The organism is Streptomyces sp. NPDC001514 (genome assembly GCF_053597075.1).
In genome coordinates this window covers 62316-80750 of record NZ_JBSFHO010000036.1, presented here as the reverse complement: position 1 = coordinate 80750, position 18435 = coordinate 62316, and the positions used below count along the sequence as shown (strand labels likewise).

25 protein-coding genes are annotated in these 18435 nt (G+C 70.3%); 19 read left to right on the top strand and 6 right to left on the bottom strand.

The genetic code is table 11. The annotated features are described in order from the left end of the window. Positions 1-14: 14 nt before the first annotated feature. From ACWCXB_RS30225 to ACWCXB_RS30145, 17 genes are all read left to right on the top strand, one after another. Positions 15-347, top strand: coding sequence for a hypothetical protein (locus tag ACWCXB_RS30225; RefSeq protein WP_450726932.1), 333 nt, complete (start codon positions 15-17; stop codon positions 345-347). Between the two features lie 59 nt (positions 348-406). Next, positions 407-838, top strand: a complete 432-nt coding sequence (locus ACWCXB_RS30220) for a hypothetical protein (protein ID WP_450726931.1) — start codon at positions 407-409, stop codon at positions 836-838. A 59-nt stretch (positions 839-897) separates the two neighbouring features. Continuing rightward, the gene (locus tag ACWCXB_RS30215) at positions 898-1083 is read left to right on the top strand and encodes a hypothetical protein (RefSeq protein WP_450726930.1); all 186 of its coding nucleotides are present in this window, start codon (positions 898-900) and stop codon (positions 1081-1083) included. A 467-nt stretch (positions 1084-1550) separates the two neighbouring features. After that, complete coding sequence (locus ACWCXB_RS30210; protein ID WP_450726929.1) at positions 1551-2372, top strand: hypothetical protein; 822 nt, start codon at positions 1551-1553, stop codon at positions 2370-2372. A gap of 44 nt (positions 2373-2416) precedes the next feature. After that, the gene (locus tag ACWCXB_RS30205; RefSeq protein WP_450726928.1) at positions 2417-2941 is read left to right on the top strand and encodes a single-stranded DNA-binding protein; all 525 of its coding nucleotides are present in this window, start codon (positions 2417-2419) and stop codon (positions 2939-2941) included. A 69-nt stretch (positions 2942-3010) separates the two neighbouring features. Next, a complete protein-coding gene (locus tag ACWCXB_RS30200; protein ID WP_450726927.1) occupies positions 3011-3232 on the top strand; it encodes a hypothetical protein in 222 nt (73 codons plus the stop codon). Next, entirely contained in the window at positions 3229-3417 is a 189-nt protein-coding gene (locus ACWCXB_RS30195) for a hypothetical protein (protein WP_450726926.1), read from the top strand. Before ACWCXB_RS30200 ends, ACWCXB_RS30195 begins: the two co-directional genes overlap by 4 nt. A 66-nt stretch (positions 3418-3483) precedes the next feature. Beyond that, entirely contained in the window at positions 3484-3855 is a 372-nt protein-coding gene (locus ACWCXB_RS30190; protein ID WP_450726925.1) for a hypothetical protein, read from the top strand. Positions 3856-3864: 9 nt separating this feature from the next. Beyond that, on the top strand, positions 3865-5085 hold the full coding sequence (locus ACWCXB_RS30185) for a hypothetical protein (protein ID WP_450726924.1): 1221 nt from the start codon (positions 3865-3867) through the stop codon (positions 5083-5085). 84 nt (positions 5086-5169) lie between these two features. Beyond that, the gene (locus ACWCXB_RS30180) at positions 5170-5802 is read left to right on the top strand and encodes a hypothetical protein (protein ID WP_450726923.1); all 633 of its coding nucleotides are present in this window, start codon (positions 5170-5172) and stop codon (positions 5800-5802) included. After that, positions 5799-6317, top strand: coding sequence for a DUF6248 family natural product biosynthesis protein (locus tag ACWCXB_RS30175; RefSeq protein ID WP_450726922.1), 519 nt, complete (start codon positions 5799-5801; stop codon positions 6315-6317). The genes ACWCXB_RS30180 and ACWCXB_RS30175 overlap by 4 nt, the downstream gene beginning before the upstream one ends. A 265-nt stretch (positions 6318-6582) precedes the next feature. Continuing rightward, on the top strand, positions 6583-7215 hold the full coding sequence (locus tag ACWCXB_RS30170) for a Mom family adenine methylcarbamoylation protein (RefSeq protein ID WP_450726921.1): 633 nt from the start codon (positions 6583-6585) through the stop codon (positions 7213-7215). A gap of 89 nt (positions 7216-7304) precedes the next feature. Next, complete coding sequence (locus ACWCXB_RS30165; RefSeq protein ID WP_450726920.1) at positions 7305-7457, top strand: hypothetical protein; 153 nt, start codon at positions 7305-7307, stop codon at positions 7455-7457. Next, a complete protein-coding gene (locus ACWCXB_RS30160; protein WP_450726919.1) occupies positions 7442-8344 on the top strand; it encodes a phosphoadenosine phosphosulfate reductase in 903 nt (300 codons plus the stop codon). The genes ACWCXB_RS30165 and ACWCXB_RS30160 overlap by 16 nt, the downstream gene beginning before the upstream one ends. A 47-nt stretch (positions 8345-8391) precedes the next feature. Beyond that, positions 8392-8733, top strand: coding sequence for a hypothetical protein (locus ACWCXB_RS30155; protein ID WP_450726918.1), 342 nt, complete (start codon positions 8392-8394; stop codon positions 8731-8733). A gap of 126 nt (positions 8734-8859) precedes the next feature. Further along, a complete protein-coding gene (locus ACWCXB_RS30150; RefSeq protein ID WP_450726917.1) occupies positions 8860-9564 on the top strand; it encodes a hypothetical protein in 705 nt (234 codons plus the stop codon). 460 nt (positions 9565-10024) lie between these two features. Next, positions 10025-10903 carry a replication-relaxation family protein gene (locus ACWCXB_RS30145; protein ID WP_450726916.1) on the top strand — a complete coding sequence of 293 codons (879 nt, stop codon included), beginning with the start codon at positions 10025-10027 and terminating at the stop codon, positions 10901-10903. Between the two features lie 224 nt (positions 10904-11127). Here ACWCXB_RS30145 and ACWCXB_RS30140 read toward each other — a convergent pair whose 3' ends face one another. After that, on the bottom strand, positions 11128-11889 hold the full coding sequence (locus ACWCXB_RS30140; RefSeq protein WP_450726915.1) for a transferase: 762 nt from the start codon (positions 11887-11889) through the stop codon (positions 11128-11130). Between the two features lie 83 nt (positions 11890-11972). Between ACWCXB_RS30140 and ACWCXB_RS30135 the strand changes: the two genes are divergently transcribed. After that, positions 11973-12848, top strand: coding sequence for a glycosyltransferase family 2 protein (locus ACWCXB_RS30135; protein ID WP_450726914.1), 876 nt, complete (start codon positions 11973-11975; stop codon positions 12846-12848). On the opposite strand, the gene ACWCXB_RS30130 is transcribed toward ACWCXB_RS30135, so the two are convergent. Next, positions 12849-13937 carry an NAD-dependent epimerase/dehydratase family protein gene (locus ACWCXB_RS30130; RefSeq protein ID WP_450726913.1) on the bottom strand — a complete coding sequence of 363 codons (1089 nt, stop codon included), beginning with the start codon at positions 13935-13937 and terminating at the stop codon, positions 12849-12851. It lies immediately after the preceding gene. A 47-nt stretch (positions 13938-13984) separates the two neighbouring features. Then, complete coding sequence (locus ACWCXB_RS30125; RefSeq protein WP_450726912.1) at positions 13985-14230, bottom strand: hypothetical protein; 246 nt, start codon at positions 14228-14230, stop codon at positions 13985-13987. A gap of 195 nt (positions 14231-14425) precedes the next feature. Here ACWCXB_RS30125 and ACWCXB_RS30120 point away from each other — a divergent pair, with 195 nt between their 5' ends. Next, a complete protein-coding gene (locus ACWCXB_RS30120) occupies positions 14426-15808 on the top strand; it encodes a helix-turn-helix domain-containing protein (protein WP_450726911.1) in 1383 nt (460 codons plus the stop codon). Positions 15809-16175: 367 nt separating this feature from the next. Here the strand turns inward: ACWCXB_RS30120 and ACWCXB_RS30115 are convergent, their stop codons facing one another. The 3 genes from ACWCXB_RS30115 to ACWCXB_RS30105 form a co-directional block, all read right to left on the bottom strand. Next, positions 16176-16418, bottom strand: a complete 243-nt coding sequence (locus tag ACWCXB_RS30115) for a hypothetical protein (RefSeq protein WP_450726910.1) — start codon at positions 16416-16418, stop codon at positions 16176-16178. Positions 16419-16444: 26 nt separating this feature from the next. Continuing rightward, positions 16445-16897: a hypothetical protein gene (locus tag ACWCXB_RS30110; RefSeq protein WP_450726909.1), complete on the bottom strand. Its 453-nt coding sequence runs from the start codon at positions 16895-16897 to the stop codon at positions 16445-16447. 432 nt (positions 16898-17329) lie between these two features. Next, positions 17330-18418 (bottom strand): hypothetical protein, encoded by a 1089-nt coding sequence (locus ACWCXB_RS30105; RefSeq protein WP_450726908.1) that lies wholly within the window; start codon positions 18416-18418, stop codon positions 17330-17332. Between the last annotated feature and the right edge of the window lie 17 nt (positions 18419-18435).

Sequence of the window (18435 nt, the reverse complement as noted above, 5' to 3'; positions counted from 1 at the left end):
TGTGAAAGGCAGTCATGCCCGAGAACCAGCAAGAGACGTCGTCCGACCCGGACGCCGACGTCCCCGACCGTCCCCTGACGCTGGCCGTGCTGCGACAGCTGGTCCGCAGCGACTGGCGCGGCCTGCCCGGCGGCACGCTGGTCGTGCTGTCCCGCGACATCGAGGGCAACGCCTTCTCGCCGTTCGCGAGCTACAGCCGCTCCCGGTACGCGCCGACCTACAACGACTTCGTCGGCGAGGTCTTCCCGCTGCCGGAGGAGCTGAAGAAGGACAAGGAGCTGCGCGAGCTGTTCGCCAACCTCCCCGACAGCGCCGTCGAGGCCCTGGTGCTCTACCCGCTCGGCTGACCGGACCCGCGCGAGGCGGGACAGCCCGTCCGGCTGTCCCGCCCCCTCACGAAAGCGACGTGTCACCCACCATGTCCGCCTCCGCACATGCCTTTGAGGAGAGACCCCACCAGCCGGTGCTGGTCATCAGCGACCGCTTCGACGACGACCCGATCGGGCTGCTGCCGTGCCCGATCCCCCTGAAGCACTTGCCGTCACCTCTGTTCACCTCCGAGGAGTACCAGAGCGCTCCGCTCGTGCTCCTGGACGACCACAGCTACACGAACTTCACGCTCCGCCACCTGCCCCACCGGCCGGGCCTGATCGTGGCGGCCGCCGACCCCGACGACGGCACGGCGTATCCCCGGGCCGCGGCCATCGACGCCGAAGCCGTCCTGCGGGCCGGACAAGACCTGGCCTGGCTGCACCTGCGCCTGCACGCCGCCACCGACTGCCACTACGCCCACTGGGAAACGCTCCTGACCGGCCCTCCCCCGCCGGAGGGCAGCTGATGCCCGGCCGTCATCGCTCCCATCCAACTCACCCTCCCGAGATCCGAAGGACGTCACCGATGCACCGGATCCCCCAACGCTGTGCGCGCCGGCCTCTGGCGGGCGGGCTGGTGGTGCCGTGGGTGTCCCTGATCCACGGCGGCCACGCGGTGTTCGGCAGTCTCGATGCCGAGCGGGCCCGTACCGCCTTCCTGCACCGCCTGTGCCAGATCTGCGGCCAGCCACTGGACGAGGGTGCTTCCTGATCGTCCGCCCGGCCGACGTGACCCAGGGCTGCTCCCCGGAACCGGCGCTGCACCCCGAGTGCGTGCCGTACGCCGCCGCGCACTGTCCCATGCTCAACGGCACGGCCACTCACTACCGGCAGCGTCCCGTCCTGGCCAGCCACCCTGCCGGGCGGCCCTGCACCGATCCGTCCTGCCCGTGCCCGTCCCTCAAGCCTGACGAGGGCCACGCCGCCCGCAGCGGCAGCCCAGCCGACCGGTACGAGGCCTGGATGATCCACACCCGGAACTACCGCCTGGTCTTCCTGCCCGACCGGCCCGATGCGCCCTCGGGCATCAGCCTCGACGTGCCTGTCCTCCGCAGGCGTCCTGCGCACCGCCCAGCTCACGGCCGAACAGGAGCGCCTGATGGGTCTGGTGCGCGGCCTCCTGGACGGCAATCCGTAACCCCCACTCGCCCCACCATCCCTTCGCTGAAGGAGTCTTTCGTGATCACGCCCGACCCCGCCACGCCCGAGGGCGCAGCCGTCATCGAGCTGTACGAGCAGATGAACGACCTCAAGGAGCGCACCGATGAGTGGCCCGGCGCCGACACCGTCGACATCCTCGGTGACTGGCTCGCGCGCTTCGACTTGACCCGCCCGGTGACGCGCACGCAGCACGTGGCGGGCAGCGTCTGGGTGCTGCGCCGCCAGGACCGGCACGAGGCCGAGGTGACGCTCTGGGCCGACGAGGATTCCGCGCTGGCCTGTCTGGCGCGGCACGTGCGCAGCAGCTGGGACAACGTGCTCGGGGACGACGGCATCCCGCAGTGCCCGCCCCTCAACGACCGTGAGGTCGTCGACCTGTACTACGGGCCGGAGGCAGAACGCGCAGGCGAGCGCTACTCGCTGTACGCCGACGACATCGGCAGGCTGGTGCGGACCCTGCCTGCTCCGGAGGGCTTCCGCTTCCCGGACGAAGAGGTCTGCGCCAAGGTCAACAGTGAGGTCTGCGCCAAGGTCAACAGTGCGGCCGTCTTCCACCCGATGGCCGGCCCCGACGACGAAGGCCTGCCGTGCATCGAAATCGCCGGAGTTCTGGTCTTCGCCTACCTGGACGCGGACATGCAGGCCGTGCGGGTATCGGTACACCTCGACACCACCGACGAGCTGCTCATCCAGCCCGGGCAGACGATGCCTTTGCACGTGGAGGTCGAGGACCCCACGGTGTTCAGCGGGGGCGCCACACCCGCGCGAGCGGCAGCCGGAGGGTGGCGGCAGTGGCTGCGACGGCTGGGCCGCTGGATGCAGCGGACGAGGGGGGATTGACTCAGCACGAGAACACACTATTATTTGATATAGGAGGTGTTCGCATGGCCCCGTCGATCACGCACGTGTCCGGCACCGTCACCAGCGACGTCGAATGCCGCTTCACCGAATCCGGCATCGCCGTCTGCCGCTTCCGCCTCACCGAGACCCTCAGCCAGTGGGACGCAGGCACCCGGCAGTGGCGGGACGGGACCCCGATCTCCTACGTGTGCACCGCCTGGCGGGACCTCGCGCGCAACGCCACCGAGTCCCTCGCCAGCGGGGTCACCGTCCTGGTCAAGGGCCGCATCACCGAGATCAAGGACAACTCCATCTACGTGAGCGTCGACGACATCGGCATCAGCCTGCGCCAGCGCATCGCCTACACCGAAGCCAGCCTGCCCAGCCCGGCCGCCGCCGCTCCCGTCACCCCACCCCCGACGCCTCAACCCGCCATGCCGAGCGCGCCCCGCCCTCCCACCAGCCGGCCGAGCAACCCGCCCGCCTGGTGGGAAGAGCAAAGGTCCTCCGGCTGGTCCAACACCCCCGCCTCCGCCGCCGACGGCCCTCCCCTTCACGTCGGCGGCTGACACTCTCCCCCTTCTTTCCCCTTCACCGCCCACCCCGGCGCGGCACCGATTCGCCTGCCGGTGCCGCCCATGCCCGAAAGTCCGCCATGCCCAAGCCCGCCCTGCCCGAACGCGCCGCCCGCGCCGCGCTGGCCGCCCACTTCACCCCCCGACCAGGTCGCCGCCGACCTCGACCGCTACTCCCCCGCCGAGGTCTGGCCGCAGCGCGTGCGCCGCGACAACAGCGGACGCCTGGCCCAGTACAAGCCGCGCGACGCTCAAGGCCAGCGCCCGCACTCGCCCGCGCGGTGATCCTCATCGAGGCCCTCGACCACGCCGAGGCGACCCGCACCGCCGAGTCCGCCGTCGCCCTCAACCGGCCCCTGCTCGCCGCTCCCGCTGACGGCGACGTCCGCTCCTGCGGCAGCGCCCGCTTGCTCGCCGAGCAGCTCGCTGTCCTGGTCCGGGACCCCGCAGCCGCGCTCGCCCTGCTCTGAAACCCCAACCGCCCTCCCGTGCGGGCCGTTCACGGTCTGGCACGGGCCCCGGGAGAGGACCGTGCCGTGCCTGAGCACGTCGACTTCTTCGAGGCCGTCGTCACCGCCTACCCCGCCGACGCTGAGCACGCCCCACTGCTCGCCGACCCCGTCCACGCGCGCGTGGCCCGTGCCGGCGACGTCGTCGACGGCGACCTGATCCTGGCCGCCGTCTCCCTGCGCGGCGCGGACTACTTCAACGACCAGTACACCGCCCACCCCGATCCCTACGCCCCGACCTGCCAGTGCGGCGTGTGCTGCCACCTCACCCACGAACCCGGCCCGGTGGTCGTGCTCTCCAACGGCCACCCCTGGCCGACCTGCGACCCGTGGCTCGCCGACGCCCTGGTCCTCATCATCCCCGCCCAGCCCCTGCCCGACCGGACCGCGAAGGAGTGACTCACCGCCATGCCCCGCACCGCGTTCACGCCGTCGCTGCCCGGCATCGCCACCGACGACGAGCTGGACACCGTCATCAACTGGGGGCTCGGCGCGGACTCCACCGCCTACCTCGCGAGGATGCTCACCGACCCCGCCGCGCACGGCATCGACCTGGAGCGCACCGCCGTTCTCTATATGGCCACCGGCAGCGAGTGGCCCGAAACCCGGCTGCTGTGCGAGGAGTTCATGCTCCCGCTGCTGCGCTCCCGCGGCGTGCGGTTCGTGCAGCTGGCGCGGGCCGGGCACCTGAAGGCCGACGGGATCACGGTCCTGGACGACTCCCGCCAGCCCGAGCGGCTGTACGCCCGTGGCCTGTGGACGCTGTGGGACGAGTTGGAGTCCGTAGGGACAGTCCCGCAGCAGGCCGGAGTCCGCAAGTGCAGCCTGCGGGCGAAGGGCGAGGTCGGCGACCGGTGGATCACCCAGGTCTTCGGCGGCCGCCCGTTCAGGCAGATCATGGGCTTCAACGCCGACGAGGAAGGCCGCCGCTTCGGCGACCAGGCCGCCTCGAAGGTGCCCGGACGCACGGGCGTGTTCCCGCTCATCGACTGGGGCTGGGACCGGCAGCAGTGCGAGGCCTATCTCCTGGACCGGTTCGGCGTGCACTGGCCGAAGTCGTACTGCACCTTCTGCTGCTTCCCCGTCTCCATGGGTGCCCTGCCCGCCCACATGGAGCGCATGCGCTCCCACCCGGACATCGCCGGTGAGGTGCTGCGCCTGGAGTACACGGCGATGAGCCTCAACCCCAACGCCAAGCTCTACGGCCGCAAGACCCTCCTGGAGATGTTCGACCCCACGCGGCCGCGGGACCGGGCGTGCCTGGAGGCGTTCGAGCGCGAACTCGACATGCCGTGGGCGCTCTACCACGTACGCCGGCTGTTCCTGCTGTCCGACTCCGGCAAACGGCGGCCGGTGATGCGCTCCACCGAGCGCGTCGACCTCGGCCACCCCCAGCAGCTCGCCCGGCGGCTGATCTCCGTCTCCGAGCGGCACCACGTCGACGTCGAGCACGACCCTATCTACGGGCGCGCCCGCTCCTGGGTCCTCCCCCGCACGAAGGCGTGGCCAATGGCGGAGGAACTCTTCGCAACCGCCCCCGCCCGCGTGATCAACAAGCAGGACGAGGCCTTCGAGGAGGAGTGGGACGCACTGCTCTCCGGCGCCGCCGCCCAGCTCCCGCTCGCCTGAACAGCCCCCGACCACCGCCTCCGGAAGGCCCCGCCATGCGCACACTCATGCTCTTAGCCCCTGCCCGCGCCTCGCTCCCGCGCCGTGCTGTACCTGGCCACGCCGTCCGCAGCTGACGTACGGGCCGCCATGCAGGCCGGACTCCTGGCCTGCATGACGACCCCGGCCCAGGGCAACGTGATCCCCGCCAGCGCCCTGTACGCCTGCGACAACGGCAAGTTCGGCAAAGGCTGGCCCGGCGCCGAAGCCTGGTTCACCTGGCTGAAGGCGACCATCGACCGCTACGGGTGCGACCGCTGCCTGTGGGCCGTCGCCCCCGACGTCCCCATGGACGCCGCGGCGACCCTGGCCGAGTCGCTGCCGTGGCTGGAGCGGATCCGCTCCCTGGGCATCCCGGTCGCTTTCGCCGCCCAGGACGGCAGCGAACACGGCCTCATCCCCTGGAGCTCCTTCGACGTGCTGTTCCTCGCCGGCAGCACGGCATGGAAGATCAGCCCGGCCGCCCACCGCCTCGCCCTTGAGGCCCGCGAGCGCGGACTGGCCGTCCACATGGGCCGCGTCAACTCCCGCCGTCGGCTGCGCATCGCGCAGGCCTTCGGCTGCACCAGCTGCGACGGCACCTACCTCGCCTTCGGGCCCGACACCAACCTCCCCCGCCTCCTGGCCTGGATGAACGAACTCCACGCCGCCCCAACCCTGTTTGGAGACGAGACATGACGACCTGGCTGCGCTTCGTGGGCGCATCGATCATGGGCATCCTCGACCCCATCCCCTCCACCCTGCCGTCCCGCATAACCGAGGAGGACGGCGCCTGGATCCGCGCGAACGCCTGGACCAAGGGACTACGCAAGATCGAGGACTCCTACCCGCGCGGTTTCCACCGCTGGTGCTCGTGCGAGCGCGGCATCTGCCACCCCTGCGGCTCCGGTCACCACGACCAGTGCGTCAGCGCGAACGGCCCTCGCATCGACGACCACGCCGGCACCATCACTGACCGCGGCGGCTTCGTGGTTGCCGTCATTCAGTACGGGCCGGGTCAGCGGCCCTGCCGGTGGTTATGCCCCTGCAACCACCCCGCCGACGTCACGGCGCCCGTCGACACTCCGACAGCGAGGAGGCCGAGGACGGGGCGGCGGCGTCGCGTTCCCTCCATCTCCGACGATCAGCTCAGCTTCCTCCCCGGCCCGGGCACAGGCCCGTCCGAAAAGTCCGCGGACGGGGAGGGACAGTGACCTTCCCGGTTCAAGAGGGTCTGCCGTTCGAGGACTTGGCAGAGACCCCGACGGTGTCGCCCTGGTGCCAGCGGTGGCGCGAGGGCAAGCACTCCTGGCGGCACGTCCGGGATGGCGGCTTCGATGCCCGACGCTACCGAGTGGACGTCATCCCCGACGAAGAGCCAGCCAAGACGTTCGTGCTCGGGCACCACTACGCCCGGTCGTACCCGGCGGTGAAGGTGCAGTTCGGCCTGTACGACGTCTCCGGCAGCGAGCGGCGGCTGTGCGGCGTGGCCGTGTTCGGGGTTCCGGCCAGTACGGCGGTCCTCACCAAACCCCCTGCCGCACCTCCGCCCGTACACGTTCGCTGGAGTGCTCCCGCTTCGTCCTACTTGATGAGTGCCCCGGCAACTCGGAGTCGTGGTTCCTCGCCCGCTGCTTCGATGCTCTGCTCGATGACGGGGTACGTGGCGTTGTCTCGTTCGCCGACCCCGTCCCGCGCCGGACCGCCTCCGGAGCTCTGGTGATGCCGGGGCACGTCGGGACGATCTACGCGGCGACGAACGCCGTGTACGCCGGCCGGGCAACCGCACGGACGGTGAAGCTCCTGCCGGACGGCACCGTCTTCCACGCCCGGACGGCGCAGAAGATCCGCCGCCAAGAGCAGGGCCACGAGTACGCCGCCGCCCAGCTCGTCGCGCTCGGAGCTCCGCGGCCGCGGCCCGGCTGCGACCCCGCCCTGTGGCTACGCGACGCCCTGGTCGCGGTCGGCGCCCGCAACATCCGGCACCGCGGGGCGCACCGCTACGTGTTCCGGCTCGGCCGAACCCGCCAGGAGCGGGAGGAGATCGAGCTCGGTCTCCCCGTGCTGCGGCCCTACCCCAAGCGTCCCGACCCCGAGCCCGCAGCGGCGTGACCGCTGCTCCGGCACCGCCGCCCGCCGCCCGCCGCCCGCGATCGGGCGCCCAGTCCTACCGCCCCGGTTCTCGTCTCCTTGGAGCTGCCATGCCTACGCGTATCGACCACCGCCCGCCCACCGCACCCGACCTGACCTCCTACGACCTGCTGGCGCCCCAGCTGTCCGGCGGCAAGGACAGCGCGGTCATGATGGCCGTGTTCATGGAAGCCGTCGGGCCGCCGGCGTGGACGACCGGGTGATCTCCTACCACTCCAGCCTCGGGGTGCTGGAGTGGCCGCCGGTCTTCTTCGGCGGCATCCGTTATCCCGGGGTGTCCGAGCTCGCCGCGCTGCAGAGTGCTGTCTTCGGGGTGCCGGCCGACCGGCACTTGGAGGTCACCCGCACGATGCCGGGCCCGGGTGGCACCCGGATGCCGCACAGTCTGCTGACTGAGATCGCGGCGTACGGGCGCTTCCCTCGGATGGGCAGCCCGTACTGCCGCAAGAGCGCCAAGGAGAGCGTGGTCTCCACCGCCTGGACGCCGATCGTCAGCCGCCTGAAGCGCGAGCTCGGCCGCCCGGTGCGGATTCTGAAGGTCATGGGTCTGCGCAGCGACGAGGGGCCCGACCGCAAGAAGCGGGCGGCCTTCCGTACGGTGCAGGCCAACAGTGCGCGGGTCGTGGACGAGTGGCTGCCCGTCAAGGACTGGTCGACCGACGCGGTCAAGGAGTGGCACGCCGACGCGCCTGTGCCGTACTGCTGGACGTACGACTCGGTGCCCGGCGCGGGCGACTGGGCCGGAACCTCCCGCTGCTCGTGCTCGCTGTGTGTCTTTGCCTCCCGCCACGACGTGCTGCTCTCCGTCGGCCGGCGGCCGCGGCTGGCCGACCTGTACGCCGAGGTCGAGCAGGTGCGGGGCGACAGCTTCCGCGCCGACTGGCGCATCACCGACCTGATCCGGCACGCCGCGACCTGCGGGGCGCCTGACCCGGGCGTGGTCTGCCCGGACGACGGCCCGGAGTTCACCGCCCTCGAGGAGCAGGTCCGCGCGGCCCTGGAGAAGGAGCCCCGCAAGGAGCCCGACCTGGCCCGCCGTGCCCGGCGGACACGGCGATCGCCGTGCGACGGCTGTGCCGCTCCGCTCTGAGATTTTCCGGAAGCCTCTGATCTTTCTTGAAGGGCATACTGCTGATGATGACGACGACTACCCAGCGCCTCCTCGACCTCGCCGCGGCCGCAGCGGCCAGCCACGACGAGGACCTGGTGCTGCTCCTGCGCGAAGCGAGCGAGCTGTATCAGCAGGGTTTTGAGGGCCTGCGCGACACGGTGGCGGCCCGCTTCGCCGGGCTGTCCGGCGGGGATCTGGTGGCGGCCGCGACCGCGGCTGGCATGCCGTGCGACGTGTCCCAGGACCGCGACGAGCTGGTCCTGCTGCTCGCCCTTGCCGAGTGGGAGATGACTCCGGCGGCCCTGGCCTATACGGAGATGGCCGAGGACGCGGCCCGCCGCGGTGTGTGCCTGATCCCGGAGGAATGACTTCTTCCTTGCGCCGGCCGGGAAAACCTGGGCGGCGTACTGGACCCCCACCCCAAACTCCTGCCATTATGTGAGTTGTGAGCCGGGCAGGCCGGCTCGCCCTCTGACAGGACGGACGGTTCTGCCATGACCTCGCGCCGTGAGCCTCGCCTGGCCGACGCTGCCGAGATCGCGGCTGAGCAGGGCCTGACGCCCGCGCGGATCAGCGGTCTCTACAACGACCGCGCCGAGAACGGCTTCCCGGAAACCGCCGGCAAGCGCGGCCGCGCCCGCCTGTGGGACCACGCCGAGGTCACCGAGTGGTTCGCCAACCGCCCGCCGGCACGACTCCGCGAACACACGCCGCCCTCCCGTGACCCGCAGGACCTGCTGAACGCGGCGGAGGCCTCGAGGTTCCTGGGCTACAAGAACCCCAACCAGGTCACCACCTTCGTCCGCGACCACCCCGGGTACTTCCCCGACCCGGACGTCGTCGAAGAGCTGGGCACCGCCGAAAACCCTTACCGCCGGCAGCTGTGGCGTGTGCAGACCCTGCTGGACTGGATGGCCACCCGGCCCGGCCGCGGTAAGCACGCCGGCGCGAAGCGCACCGCCCCCGCACTGCCCGACGTCCCCGTCGACGGCGACCCCGACGAGCTCCTGGGAGCGTCACAGGCGGCGGCACTGCTGGGATTCAAGAGTGTCAACTCTTTCTCCAGCAGCCTGTCCCAGGGCAACCTGCCCTTGCTGGAAACCCCTGACGCGCTTGCGGAGAAGGGCGGGCGTCGGCGGTGGACGCGCCAGCGGATTCTCGAGCAGGCCGCCCAACCTCGAGGGAGAAACCGGCGGTGAGCGTGCCTCCGCCCACCGCCCCATAGACGCGGCATCCGGTTACGGGTCGTTGGTCCCTTGCGGGCCGGGTGTCGCACGATGGCCGGCATGGCGTGGCTCGCCACCACGCCCCGCAGCAGCCCAGGCTGCTGCGGACCGGCCATCGCCGAAGTTTTCGTGGGGCCGCCCTCTGCGTAGTACGCCGGCAGCCCTTGCCGAGCTGGTCACGGACCTCTGCTGCAGGAGCAAGCTGCCCTGGCGCGCGGGCGCGGCCCACGGTCGGGGCCATGGATGTCGGCCACGGTGCAGACCGCGAGGCTGTCTCGCCTTCGTGACCATGGTCGGGGCTTCGTGGTCGGGGGTCTGGTCGGAGGCCGCGGGTTTCCTCAGCAGCAACCGAAGGTTTCCGTCGGAGACCGTCACGGCCCGCGGAAGGGGACACCTCATGAGCAGCGCCGCACGGAGTACTCCGGCAAGGAGAATGGCCCCCAGTCCCACTGAGTCCCTGGCCCACCAGGTGCTGGCCGCGCTCGCCCAGCACCGCATTGCCACCACCAGCCAGTTGCGCCGGATGCTGCGACCGGACGGCACGCGGCAACTGATGTCCCGCGTTCTGAACAGATTGCGCTCCGACGGCTTCGTCGACTGCACGGTGCTGCCGGTCGCGAACCGTACACGTACCAACGCCTGGTACCTCACCCAGGAAGGCGCACGGCTGACCCGGGACCTGCCTGTCCTGCGGGGGCGGCCGCCCTACCCCATCACCTCGACTACGGCAGCGTCGCTGAAGACCCCGCACACCCTCGCCGTCGTACGCGCCCACCTGGCCTTCGCCGAGGACGCCCGTCGGCTCGGGCATGAGCACGGCCCCTGGGACTGGACCCCTGAGGTGTCCCATTCGATCGGCGAGAGCGAGCGGATTGTGGCCGACGCGGTCATGTACTACACCGTCGTCGAGAGCGAGCACCGGCGAAAGCTGCGCGCCTTCGTGGAAGTCGATCGCAGCACCATGAGCAGCGAGCGGCTGGCCGTGAAGCTGATCGAGTACGCCCGTCTGTTCCAGTACGAGGCCCAGCCCGTCGGCCGGCGTAGGCAGGCCGCCGCAGGTCCTGCCTGGCTGCGCTGGTATCCGGTCTTTCCCCGTGTGCTCTTCGTGCTCACCGGTGCCTCCCGAGCCAGGCTGGAGAATCGGATGAGCGATCTGCAGGCGATGGTTGCTCAGCATCCGCTCGTAGCAGCCCTCGCCCGCGAAGTCCCACTCGGAACCGCCGTGCTGGAAGACCTTGAGCAACACGGTCCCGCCCAGGCGGTGTGGGTGCCTCTGGCCGGCGGCAAGGCTCGCCCATGGACCGCGCTGTGACGACTCCGCAGCTCGCCGAGTAGTACGCCGCCACAGCGATCGAGCGTGCTGGAGGTCCCGCCCCGAGCGCTACATGTCGGCCGAAAGCCAGGAAGACGTGGCTCGAGGCTGATCGGCGACGTAAGCATCCTCCGCGACCACCACGGCGGCGCCCCCCTGCCGCGACGATGGCCGGTATGGAGAGGCAAGCTACCTCTTCCCGCGGAGCACGGTGGAGCCAGCCATCACTCGCGTCCTGCAGCCCCCCATTCTCTGGTGGCTGCATCTTGCGTCGGCCTCCCTGCCGGGATCTTCCTACGGTGTACGGGACGTTGGCGCACGTGGACCTCGGCGGTGTGCGGGGCGGTGATGACGCTGTGGTCGGGGATAGTGCGGCCAGCGAGGGTGACACCGCTGGCGATCCGGCAGTCGCGGCCGAGGACGAGGCCGGGACCGAGGCTGATGCTGTTGCCGGTCTGGACCCGGTCACCGATCAGGGCGCCGAACTGCGGTGTCCCGCATCGATAGAGTCCGTCCGCAGCGCGCAAGATGATCTCCCTTTCGGGCTTGCTCATGTGTGGGCTCCACATGCTGATCGCTGCGACTGTCAGGTTGGCGGACAGGTGGGCGTCGGCGCCGATGAGGGTGCGGTTGATCCCGATGCGGTGGCCGAGGATCGTTCGCTCGCTCAGGAACGACCGGGTCACCTCACAGTTGAAGCCGACCGAGGCCCCGGTGCACAGTACGGAGCCGGAACGGACGGTGGAGAACTCCCACACGCGCACGTACGGACCGATGATGACGTCGTCGCCGATGATCGCTGTTGGATGGATACGGGCCGTGGGGTGGATCCGGTGCGGAAGCCGGGTCAGGGCCTGGCATTGCCAGTCCTCCCAATCGGCCAGGAAGTCCGCGAGATCGGTCTCCGCCAGTTGCTCGTAGGGGGTGCCGCGGAGCATCCCGCTGGTAGGGGCGGTGAGGTAGTCGCCGAGGCGGATGGTGGGCATGAAAAGCCTTTCTTACGTGTCGGTGACCGTTCCTCAGGGCGGCTAGCATCACCTGAACTGGACCCGAGGAACGGAGTTCGTCCGTGCGTCACCCGCGCGTTGGCGTTGCCATCTTGACCATGGGCTCGCGGCCCGTGGAGTTGGCCGCGCTGCTTGACTCGGTGGCTCGACAGGACACGCCCGCGGCGCGGGTGGTGGTCGTCGGGAACGGCTCGCCGCTGCCAGCCCTGCCTGAGTGGGTGACCGGTCTGGAGTTGCCGGAGAACGCAGGCGTCTCCGGCGGGCGGAATGCTGCCCTGGCACGGCTGCGGGAGTTCGGGGACGTCGATGTGGTGGTGGACCTGGATGACGACGGGTTGTTGATCAGTCCGGATGTCCTCACCCGGCTCGTGGAGCTGTATGAGGCTGACCCGCGGCTGGGGATCGTCAGCTTCCGCATCGCCGACGAACGAGGCCGCACCCAGCGCCGTCACGTCCCCCGCCTGCGTGCTGCGGATCCCATGCGCCGCGGGTTGGTCACCACCTTTCTCGGCGGCGGACACGGCTTGTCGATGCGGATGCTTGAGGAGATCGGTGGCTGGCCCGAGCCGTTCTTCTACGCACACGAGGAGACCGATCTCGCCTGGCGGGCTCTGGATGCGGGCTGGAAGGTGCTCTACGAGCCGGAGCTGGTGCTGCAGCATCCATGGACGTTGCCGACCCGGCACGCGGTCTTCTACCGCATGGTCGCCCGAAACCGTGTCTGGCTCGCAAAGAGGCACCTTCCCGCCCTCCTCGTGCCTGTCTATCTGGGGGTGTGGACCGCACTCACGCTCGCGCGCACCCGGTCGGCGGCCGGGCTTCGGGCCTGGTTCGGTGGCTTCGCGGAGGGACTGCAAACCTCGTGCCCGCCCCGTCAGCCGATGCGGTGGGCCACGGTGTGGCGGATGACCTGCCTGGGCCGGCCCCCGGTGATCTGATCAAGTCGTCGCGGCCTTGCTCTGCGTCCGCAGCCACGCCGGGATCGCCTCAGGAGTCCGCTCCAGCCAGTTGGCGTAGCGGACCACGCCTTCCTTGATGGTGGTGGTCGGCCGCCAACCGAGCACGGCCTCCATGCGGTGGGTGGCCGCGTAGCCGCCGAGTGGATCGCCGGGCGGCAACGGCGTTTCCACGAACCGCGTCTTCGGATACTGCTCGGCAACCAGCTCGGCCACGGTGCGGATGCTGGTGGGTGTTCCCGTGCCGAGGTTGATCGTCTCGTTGTGTGCCCGCGGCGCGACCAGCGCCCGCACGGTGGCGGCGGCGATGTCGTCGACGTGCACCAGGTCGCGGATCTGGCGCCCGCCGCCGTTGAGGTGCAGCGGCAGGCCGAGGGCTGCGCGGGTGGCGAACCAAGCGACTACCCATGAGTGGCTGCTTTCCTTGATCACCTGTGGTTCCCCGTAGACCGAGAAGTACCGCACGATCGTGTACGAGGTGTGCACGGCGCCCAAGGTCAGTGCCGTCTGTGTCTCGCCCCACGCCTTCGTGTTGCCATAGACGGACATCGGCCGCACCGGGGTGTGCTCGTGGAACTGCGGCGGTACCCGGCCGTAGACGGATTCCAGCAGTTGCCTTACGGATCGGTACTCGTCGGCGGGGCGTGCCCAGTCCTCCGGGTTGCCGTTGCCGTAGACGCTGGCTGAGGAGACATAGAGGAACCGGCGGATGCGCTCGCAGGTGGCAACCGCGTCCAGCAGCACCTGGGTGCCGGTGATGTTGGTGTGGATCGCGGACATCGGCCGGCGCGTGCAGGCGGCCACGTCCGCGAGCGCGGCGGCGTGGACTACGTAATCGCTCTCGCCGACTGCCTTCTTGACTACGCCCGGGTTCTGGATGTTGCCGACGATGACGTCCGGGTCGGTGGCGTCCACGTCGAACAGGTCGCGGTAGACGTGCCTGGGGTAGGCGTCCAGCATGCACAGCGAGACCGGCCGGGCACCGAGCTGACGCAGGTGGGCGGCGATACGGCTGCCGATCAGCCCGGCGCCGCCGGTGACCAGCACCGTCCGGCCAGTGAGTTGCTTCAACTGGGAGTCGTGCACAGTGCCTCCATGACGTTGTAGTTGTGCGTCGGTCACCGGCCCGCCTGGCGGGCCCGCTCGCGCTTGGCGATGAGCTGTGCGAACTGGATGGCGTACAGCTCCACCTGGTCCGGGGTGAGGACCAGAGTCGACTCCGTGATCCGGCCGTCGGTGTGGTGCAACTCGATGGCAAAGGCGGCCTGCTGAGCACGCTGGTCGTACACCGCGTCCCGCTTCATCGCGGTCGCGTGGGTGACCGAAGCCCAGCCGCCCCCGGTCACCGGATCCTTGTCCGTCATCGAGCTCACCTCCTGACGATCTGCGGCTTGCTCCCACCGCGAGCCGCCGTACCGCCGAGGACACCGCTTCCCGGGCGGCAATGGGAGGTGCAACCCGGCGGGGCGCACATGGCTTGCACGTGGCGTAAACGGCTTGCAACTCCTCGCGCTCAGCCGTCTCCTGACGGGACAATCGACACCCGTAGGAGGTGAGCCATGGACAGCACACATCCGATCTGGCGCTCGGTCGCCATGCGCGACGCCCTTGCCCGCCGCGACCCCGGGGCGATCGTCCGATTAGCCCGCCGCTCGGCCGATGTCACGCTTGCCGAGCTCGGAGCGGCGATCGGCTACACCGCCGCCTCGCTGTCGCGGATGGAGCGCGGCAAGCAGCCGATGCGGGACGTGCGGCTGCTCCGGCAGGTAGCCGAGTACCTGGACATCCCGCCCGGCCTGCTGGGGCTGGCGCCGAACAGCGAGCGGGCGACGCATGCGGGATACGGCGATCAGCATCTGTCGGGCACTACTAGGCTGGGCCCGCAGGCCCTGTTCGGCGAAGAAGGGGACGACCCGGTGCGACGCCGCAAACTCCTTGCCACGTTGGCCGGAGCCACCACCAGCGCGGTCCTCGGCCCCACGACAGCCACACACCCAACCCGACCAAGCCTGTCCGGTCTGGAAGACCTGCTGCTCCACCGGCAACGCACCGTTGCAGGCCCAGAGCCCACGCCAGCCACTGTCACCGCAGCGGTGGATGCCTCGCGCCGTGACTTCAGCGCATGCCGCTACGACGCCCTTGCACGCGCACTTCCCACCCGCATCGCGCTCGCGCACGCCCTCGGCTCCAATGGCCACCCGGAGCAGGCAGCGACTGCGATCGCCGATCTCTATACCACCACCACGCGCCTGTGCATCAAACTCGGCGAGGACGGCTTGGCCGCCGTCACCGCCGACCGGGCGCTGACCGCCGCCCTCGGCGGCGCAGACGCGCTCACTGTCGCCGAGGCCCACCGCATGGTCTCTTCCGCCTGGCGCCGCCAAGGCCACTACGCTCGTGCCACCGACGTCGCTGTCACCGCAGCCCAGCAGCTGGCAGCAGACCGATCGACCGATGCCACCGAACGGCTGTCGGTCCTGGGAAACCTGTACGCGACCGCGGCCTACACCGCAGCCAAGCAGGGCGACCGGCACACCGCGCACGTACTCATTACCGAGGCGGAGACCACGGCCGGGCGGCTCGGCCACGACGCGCTGCTGCGCGGCAGCGTCTTCGGCCCGAGCCAGGTCCTGCTCCACCAGATTTCAATCAGCCACCTGCTCGGCGACGCAGGCCAAGCCATCGAGCACGCCCGTCGCATCAATCCCACAGCGCTGCCGACCACGGAGCGCCAGGCCCGGTACTGGATCGACGTCGCCCGCGCCTTCGACCAATGGGAGAAGCCCGACCGCTGCTACCGCGCCCTGCTCGCCGCGGAATACGCGGCACCGCAGGAAGTCCGCCGCGACGCCGTGCGCACCATGGCCGCAGACCTCACGCGGCACGACCGCACCCTGCCCGGCGCACGGGCGTTCGCCCACCGCGTCGGCGCCCTCGCCTGACGCCCCGCGAAGGACCGAGGTGCCCGCCTTCGGCGCTTCCCACCCTGTACCGCCCGCAGCGCCCGAGCTGCTCTCATGGAGGTACTCGTGGCCCTGGACTGTATCCCGATCGGCGGGTCTTCCTCGCTCTGACCGCCGGTGCACTCGCCGGGCGCCGCCGACTGGGCCACCGTCGAACCGGAGCGTTTCACCGGCTCCCTCGCTGGCCGCCGTGTCGACGCGACGTTGCTGACGTGGCTGGAGGCCCGCATCACCGAGTTACGCGCACTGACCAACACCTCAGCGCCCGAATGCACCACGCTCGTCCACGCCCTGCTCAAGACCACCATCCAGCTGCTGGGCACCGGCGTGTACGACCGGCCGCCGCCTACTCCAAGTCGCTGCCTCTGCCGCCCAGTGCGCAGGCTGACTCCACTTCGACCAGGGCGAGCACGGCGCCTGCCAACGTCACTAGCGAAGCGCTCTTCACTCCGCCCACACCGCCGACGACCGCGACCTCGAACACGCGGCCACCCGAACCCGCGCCGCGGCCGCCCGTTCCCTCCTCGACCTGCGCCGCGCACGCGCGCTGGCAGTCCTCGGTGACCAACAGCCCACCAACCGCGCCCATAGCAACGCCGAGGACCAACTGCTCCTTCAGCGGTGACGTGCCGGGCGTGTGCTGAGTGCTGACCGTTTCGCCGGCCGGGTGCCGGGCGGATATGGGACGCGCAGCCGCTCCGGCGTGCCGGTCTGGTCCGCATCGGCCGGTCCGGCCTGGGCGGAGGTGTTCTTGAGGATGTGGGCGACCTGGTCGGCGAGCTGGAGCATCAGCCGTTCGCGGTCGATGAGGGCGGTTGAGGCGGAGCGGGTGTCGTAGGTCTGGAGAAGGCCGGCGGCGTCCCACAGCAGTTGCTGGCCGATCTCGGTCGACCGGCGCAGCTCGTAGCGGTCGCTGCCGGCGGCGGCCTGGATGAGGTCGGTGTGCAGGGCGGCGAGGCGCTGCAGGTAGCAGCAGGCGCTGGCGCCTTCGACGCTGCGGATGTGCTCGCGGGCTCGGGCGTCCAGTCGATCCGGAAGGTGTTCGGCGAGCAGCGGCGCGAGCACCATGGCCGGCAGGGCGACGTCGGCGGGGGACCCCGTGGGCCATGGTGAACAGGCCAGCGACGATGCTGATGACGGCAACCGCGACGGCGAAGAGGCGCAGGGAGCCGGAGATGGTGGGGGCCAGGCCGATGCGCCTGGCGGGGCGTCTGGTCAGCCAGTGCAGGGCCAGGTTCTGCGTACGCGTCGCCGATGGGGTGAGAACCCCGATCTGATGAGGCAGTTCGGGCCGGGAGCCGTCGCCTGGGACTGTCCAGGCGAGCCAGCCCCACCGAGTGCGCTCGTAGACGAGCACGGGTTCGCACTCGTCCGTGCACGTATGGTCGCGGACGTGGCCGGTCCGCAGGGCGCCTGCGCGTTCCGCCTCCCATCGGCCCGGGTCGAGGGTGAAGGGGCGCTGGTGCTGCGCGGCCGCCGGCGGTGGTGGTATGCGGTCGGTCATAGGGTGCTTCCTTCCAGAGGGCGAGTCGATGCGGTGGCGCAGGTGGTGCAGCGGCCGTCGCCTTCGGGGTGGGCGCGCCGGGGCGTCGGCCCGGGACAGGTGTGGCAGAGCGGCCAGTTGAGGCATTCAGGGCACATGTCTTCGCCCGGGGCGGTTCCGGGCTTTCCGCAGCCGGTGCATTCGACGAGCACACGTCGTGCGAGGGCGTCGCTCACGCTCCTGTCGGCGGCCGCAGTGGTGGTGGAGTGGGGGGCCTGCCTCGAGACCTCAGGGGTATCGGTTTCGTGTTCGTGTGCCCAGGCGGCGGGTGGCGGGCAGGCCTGGGCCGCCCGGAGGCGGGCTGCGATGATCGCGCCGACCGAGGTGCGAACGGGCTGAGGCAGAGGCCGACTGGTCATGACGTGCTGTAGCTGCTCAGGTGTCCAGCCGGCGTCCAGCATGACGGTCACGATCTGTCCCTGATCGCGCAGCACCTGCCCAGTCAGCAGCAGCTCTGGTTGCCTCGCCCCGATGGTCAGCAGCAGCCTGACGCCTGCCGAGAGTTCGTCCGTCGTCGCTGTCCCGGATGTCATGACGGATGCCGAGGAGGCTGTGCTGGACTCGTCGTCGCGTTCACGCGCGGGCGCGTTACGGACGGAAGGACGGACGGGCTTGGTGTCCTCCTCTCTGGTCTTCTTGCTCTTGGTGTTCTTTGTGTGGCGTTCAGCCTGCGCAGGCTGAACCTGCGCAAGGTTTTCCGGCTTTGGCTGTGACCTGCGGGTCTGTGCCGTAGCCCGCTGGTCGCGCGCCGGCGGGTGCGCTTCGGCGGGTTCGGGGGTGTCGGTGATGAAGTACGCGACCTCGCCGAGCGTGCCATCCGGGCGCCGCTCGCGCTCACGGACCAGGTAGCCGTGCTTCTCCAGCTCCTTCAGCCCGCTGGTGATCGCGTCCCTGCCGTCCGGTCCCAGCCGGGCGAGCTGTGTGACGTTCACGCGCCAACCGTCGCGATGGGTGCTGATGAGTCCGAAGATTCCCTTCGCCTTGAAGGAGAGATTCGGGTCCCGGAAGAGGTCGTTTCGGATCTGTGTGAAGTGGTCCGCCGCCATGGGGCCGCGTCGGATGC